Source organism: Flavobacterium sp. P1_E4, from assembly GCF_056405915.1.
The window spans coordinates 1-5,350 of record NZ_JBFUBE010000045.1 but is presented as its reverse complement, the minus strand read 5'-3'; the positions used below and the strand labels follow the sequence as shown (position 1 = coordinate 5,350).

At 24.4% G+C, this 5,350-nt stretch carries 9 protein-coding genes; all 9 read left to right on the top strand.

What is annotated here, in order from left to right:
* Nucleotides 1-513, top strand: a 513-nt coding sequence (locus AC1DY0_RS18755; RefSeq protein ID WP_477190105.1) for a hypothetical protein, incomplete at its 5' end; no start/stop codon positions are given.
* Nucleotides 510-956, top strand: a complete 447-nt coding sequence (locus AC1DY0_RS18750) for a hypothetical protein (protein WP_477190104.1) — start codon at nucleotides 510-512, stop codon at nucleotides 954-956. The genes AC1DY0_RS18755 and AC1DY0_RS18750, both read left to right, overlap by 4 nt.
* Before the next feature lie 6 nt (nucleotides 957-962).
* Nucleotides 963-1,415 (top strand): hypothetical protein, encoded by a 453-nt coding sequence (locus AC1DY0_RS18745; protein ID WP_477190103.1) that lies wholly within the window; start codon nucleotides 963-965, stop codon nucleotides 1,413-1,415.
* Between the two features lie 25 nt (nucleotides 1,416-1,440).
* On the top strand, nucleotides 1,441-1,914 hold the full coding sequence (locus AC1DY0_RS18740; protein WP_477190102.1) for a hypothetical protein: 474 nt from the start codon (nucleotides 1,441-1,443) through the stop codon (nucleotides 1,912-1,914).
* 17 nt (nucleotides 1,915-1,931) lie between these two features.
* Nucleotides 1,932-2,726: a hypothetical protein gene (locus AC1DY0_RS18735; RefSeq protein ID WP_477190101.1), complete on the top strand. Its 795-nt coding sequence runs from the start codon at nucleotides 1,932-1,934 to the stop codon at nucleotides 2,724-2,726.
* A gap of 109 nt (nucleotides 2,727-2,835) precedes the next feature.
* The gene (locus tag AC1DY0_RS18730; protein WP_477190100.1) at nucleotides 2,836-3,426 is read left to right on the top strand and encodes a hypothetical protein; all 591 of its coding nucleotides are present in this window, start codon (nucleotides 2,836-2,838) and stop codon (nucleotides 3,424-3,426) included.
* Nucleotides 3,423-4,184, top strand: a complete 762-nt coding sequence (locus AC1DY0_RS18725) for a hypothetical protein (RefSeq protein ID WP_477190099.1) — start codon at nucleotides 3,423-3,425, stop codon at nucleotides 4,182-4,184. Before AC1DY0_RS18730 ends, AC1DY0_RS18725 begins: the two co-directional genes overlap by 4 nt.
* Before the next feature lie 309 nt (nucleotides 4,185-4,493).
* On the top strand, nucleotides 4,494-4,808 hold the full coding sequence (locus AC1DY0_RS18720) for a DUF3289 family protein (RefSeq protein WP_477190106.1): 315 nt from the start codon (nucleotides 4,494-4,496) through the stop codon (nucleotides 4,806-4,808).
* Nucleotides 4,759-5,205, top strand: a complete 447-nt coding sequence (locus AC1DY0_RS18715) for a hypothetical protein (protein ID WP_477190098.1) — start codon at nucleotides 4,759-4,761, stop codon at nucleotides 5,203-5,205. Before AC1DY0_RS18720 ends, AC1DY0_RS18715 begins: the two co-directional genes overlap by 50 nt.
* The last annotated feature ends 145 nt before the right edge of the window (nucleotides 5,206-5,350 follow it).

The window sequence follows — 5,350 nt, the reverse complement described above, 5'->3', positions numbered from 1 at the left end:
GTAATAAGAACTAGTTATAAATATAAAGCTAAATACAAAGATTTATCAGGTAAAGAACTAAAAAATAAAATTCGTGAAGGTTTTCAAGAAAGTAAATTCAAAACAAAAGTTGATTGCGAACCGTTAGACCCCATAATAAGTCTTATGAAAGATAGCGATTATCAAATTATACAAATAAAAGATTTTATTAAGCGATTAAATAGTTCTTTGGACAAAAAACCTGTGGGTTACTCATTGAACATTTCATCTTTTATCAATTCGAACTTAGGAAAAGCTTTGGTATTAGATAATGATGTTAATAGACCAGGACAAGTAGATGATTGTTTTGGAGAGGCTTTAGATACTTTTTTTAAAAAAAATCCTAAAATTTCAAAAACGCCTTCTGAATGGGGAACCAATTTTACTACTTATGAAGAAGAAATCTTAGATATTTATGGACCGTTAAGAGGTGAAGGCTCATACACAATGACAAGTGCTACAAAAAGATATAATGATTTAAAATCTAAATTATGATAAGAAAACATTTTTATTTGTTAATCTCACTACTAATTTCAACTTTTATATTTTCACAAAAAAAAGATGGATCTAAATATGCTCTTTCTCAAAGAATAAGTAATGATTGTGAATTAGTTTTTCTGAAATATAATAAAGATTATAATTTATATTCAAAACCGAGAATATTATATAAAAACAAATTAAAAAAAGTTTTAGGTTTTGATGACATTAATTATAGTGGAGCAAAAATAAATATATCTAAAAACAAAAAATATTTTGTTTTAGATAATATTATTAAAGGCTATGTATATATACAAAATGATAGTGTTCTACATGAAAATTACAATTGTGTAATAATTGATATTAAAAATTCAAAAATAGTTTATCGAATGCAAACTGATTGTGGAGGAGCCTGGAATGCAAAAAACCAATGGATCTATGATAATAAAGTTTTGTTTTAAAATGTGATGATTAAAAAAACTATAATTTTAGTTTTAGTGATTTTAAATTATTCTTTAGGTTTTGCTCAAGAAAAAGAATCAGGTTATTTTGACAATGATAACATTGAAGATACTTTACAGTATAAATTCGTGAGCGATTCAATTAATGGGCTGATTTATGAGTGCCGAATTATATGTAGTAGTGGTAAAAAATATAGTTTTAATCTAGGCGTCGGATTTGAAGGCATTAGTTTTTTTAATTGTGGAAAAGGATGTATAGAAGCGAGTCAAACGAAAGAAGGCATGATGGGATTTGATGTTTCTGAAATTTATAGATACGAAAAAGAATATGACAATTGGCTTTTAGAAAAAAGAACTACCACTTATTCCGATGGAAAAAATAAAATCTACAAACCTAAAAATCCAATAGGAATAGATGGGGCGGAATATAAAACAAAGAAAGCTATGACGAGAAAATAGATAATGTAAATATTCAAACAGCATAATGACTAAAAAGAAATTGTTTTATTTGCTAATTTCACTAAATTGTTTTGTGGCTTTTTCACAAAAAGGAAAAAAAATAATAGGCAATTTTGATAATGACACTATAATTGACACATTGTATTACAAAGATTGCACTTTTGATGATCAATTTAAAAATAAAGACATTTCGTACAAATGCAAAATCATAAGAGGAAATGGAAAAATATTTAATCTCAACCTTTCTCTTGGATATGGTTCAATACAAATTTCTGAATGTGATAAAAAAGGCTGTATCATGATTTATCAATGGAAGACTGGTATTGATGGTTTTGAAGAAACAGAGATCTATATTTACAAAAAAAAACATGACAATTGGATTTTAGAAAAAGACGAAACTCATTATGAGAATGGGAAAAAAGAAATTCACAAAACTACACTCCCGACTGGAATTGATGGAACTGAATATAAAATTAAGAAAGGGATGAAGAAAAAATAGATTATAAAAGAGAAACAATGAAATCAAATATAATTTATTCACTAATATTCATTTTTTTTAATTTAAACTCTTGTATATGTCAAGTAAATAAAAATAAAAACTCAACAATAAAAATTCATTCTATAATCGATTCTACTTCCTGTACGAATACTAATGAAAAATACTATTTTGAGTTCCCAGACATATTTGATAAAAACGAAATTAATTTTTTCAACAATTCTATATGTATTGATTATTTAAATTATTTGGATATTGGAAAAAAAAATATAAAACCAAAAGAGCTTATAGATATTGCTGTTCATTCTCGAAAAAAAGAGTGCGATGACAATCATAATTTTAGTGGATTCATTAGCTCAAATTACAAGGTTACATTTAATAAATGTAATATATTAAGTATTACAATGAATTATGAATCACTTGCGGGAAGTATAAATATTGATTCTTATTATTATAATTTCGACGTTATAAATAGTAAAACTTTAGCATCCAACGATATTATTAAAGAAAATAAAATAAATGATTTAGTAAAAAAATGCAACTCCATATTAAAAAACAGATTAAATGAATTATATAAAGAAAATAAAAGTGAACTAGAAGCTTCTGATGTATATCAATCACTAATACATTCAAATAGCTTATTTAAAAAAGAAAATTTGAATACATTTTCAATTCAAAAAAAAGGGATCAAATATATTTTTAATTATGGCTTTCCAAATGGAATGTTTGCAATTGAAAACAATATATTTATTTCATACTATGATTTAAAAATGATATTAAAAGAAGATTTTAAAGAAAAAATAGATGTCTATTAATTTTATCAAAAAAAAATTCCTATTAATAATACTTTTTTCTGCATTTACCAATAGTCAAAATTTAAAAATTTTAAACGATTCAATTTTTATTGACAACTCTTATTTTAAATTGCAAGAATTAAAAGTAATTTCAAAAAATGAGCTTGTAAAAAATAAAATTTATAAAACAATTCAAAGTACTTATGACATTTTTGATKAAGTCTATTTTAATACTCCCGAAGAGAGAATCAAAATAAAAAAAGATACTCTTTCAAAACGTATTATAGAAAATAGATTGCGAGAATCAAATTTAGGATTTGAAGATTACAAAATTTACTACGATAAAAATAACATTATTAATATATCAATTGGAATACAATCATATGGATCGCCATGGGAAGGAATTCAATATTATTGTTTTGATTTAAATAATGGAAAAAGAATTGGATTGGATTTATTTATAAAACAACAAGTTCTTTTAAAAAAAATCAGGTACAAATTAAACGAACAAAGTAAAAACCTTTCAGTAAAACAAAATGATTTGTCAAACTTTAAAATAATGACAGATAAAAACTATCACATTTCGGGTATCGAATTTTCAGTATTTGACACCAAAAATTATCGAAATAGTGGATATCAAGAATTTATAGTTCATTTCGATTGGAGTGAGATTAATGAATATATTTCTCCTCTGTATAAAAATATATTGTTAGAGAAGTGAGAAAAATATTTATTTTAATAATTTTTAGCTATTTCATTTTGTCCTTCAATATTGTAAAACAAAAGAAAACCACTGCTAATTTTATTTTTGCTTATATTTTAGAAGAGATTCATATCGAAAAAGAAGATACAGAAATGAATAATTTTATTGGTGTTTTTCCAAAAACGAACGACACAGTGACAATCTATAAATTGAATAAAGGCCAAAAAGAAAACCCTGAAAAATTCTCTTTTTGGTCTAAAAAAATCAATAATCACTCAATAATATTTTATTGTACAGAACAAGAGGATATAAAAGTAACTTTTACTAATCAAAATAATGTTATTGTCAATAATGACATATATACAGTAAATAATGAATTTTACATTTTTTTAAAACAAAAAATCTTTGAAGAACAATCAGTACTAGATTTAGCTTTCTTTTTAAAAGACGGTTATGGCGATTATGCTCAAACACTTGAACCTTTAAATAAAAATTGGAGAAATCAGAAAGAAAATAATAAATTTAGGATTATCAGTGCGAAAATTAAGAATAGAAATTTCCAAACAGATGATGCGTTTTTTAATTATAACATTAGTTACAAGTACAATAAAAATGGTGTTTTAGAAAGTGTTTCAGGACAAAATGGCTTTAACAAAAGACTAATCAAGCAAAACAATAAACATATTATAACTCTATCAATAGATCAATCAATGAAAGAGCTTCAGATAATGAATACTTATATAAAAACAAAAAAACTTTGTTCGACTCAATTATAGGTGTCAGAGAGAATTTTTCTAATGTAACTACATACTATTACACAAAATATCAATCCAAATTAAAATTTGTAAGTGTTGACGAAAAACCGAAAGATATTGATGAGATTTTAAAAATTTCATCAATATCTAGCAAAAAATTCCATTAATTTATTTCAAAAGGCACACCCATCCCAAGGTTATTGACAACTGCGACCCTGAAGCCTAAGAAATACACAGGTGCTGTTCTACTGGGGTGAAGAAAACATTAAAAGTGATTGGATACGAGTCTTACAACCTCATACTAGAGTTGAAAAAGGATTCTGATACTTTATCAGTATCAAGATAGAAATAAATGATGTTTGGTCGTACAAAATTTCTTTAGCTGAATATTATCTAAAAAATAATGAGCCTCACGGAAAGCTTCAATTTGATTTTTATGATCACTTTGGYTTAGATTATCCAGACATAGAAAAATTTGATTATGATATTTTTTATGCTTGGTTTGTCTTGCAACATTTTAAAGATTACAAACCATTCATTACCAAACTTGATATTGTTAGAGAATTAAAAGGGACTTTTGAAAAAAAAATAATAAATGTTAAGAATAATTTTATTAGTATTTACAATTTGTTGTGCAAGTTGTAATCAAAAGGATATAAAGATTGAACCTATTAATGAAACATATAATGAAAATAATATTTTTAATTATTATGAGATATCAAATTATGAAAATAATTCTAATGAGAAGTTAATAACAGTAATAGATGATTTTATTAAAAATCAAAAAATATATAAGAAATCAAAATTCACAGCTCTCTTTTATAGAAAAAAAATGTTTGTTAATTATCAAAATCATTTAAATGAAGATGAAATTGATTCCGAAATGGGTTTTTTGCTAAATTATAAAAATGAAAATATTGCTTTATTCTATTGTGATGAATCAAATAATAAAAAATTCAGAATATACACTAAAATAATCTATGACCATAATACAATTATATTAATGAAAAGGGATTCAACACTTATAAAAGGAAATAGATAATTAATGTATATATAAGAAAGAATACTATTATCCAATGTGTTTGAACATAGAGAATAGAAAAAACTAAGGAGAATTAAAACTAATATTATCTAAAAAATAATGAGCCTCACGGAAAGCTTCAATTTGATTTTTATGATCACTTTGG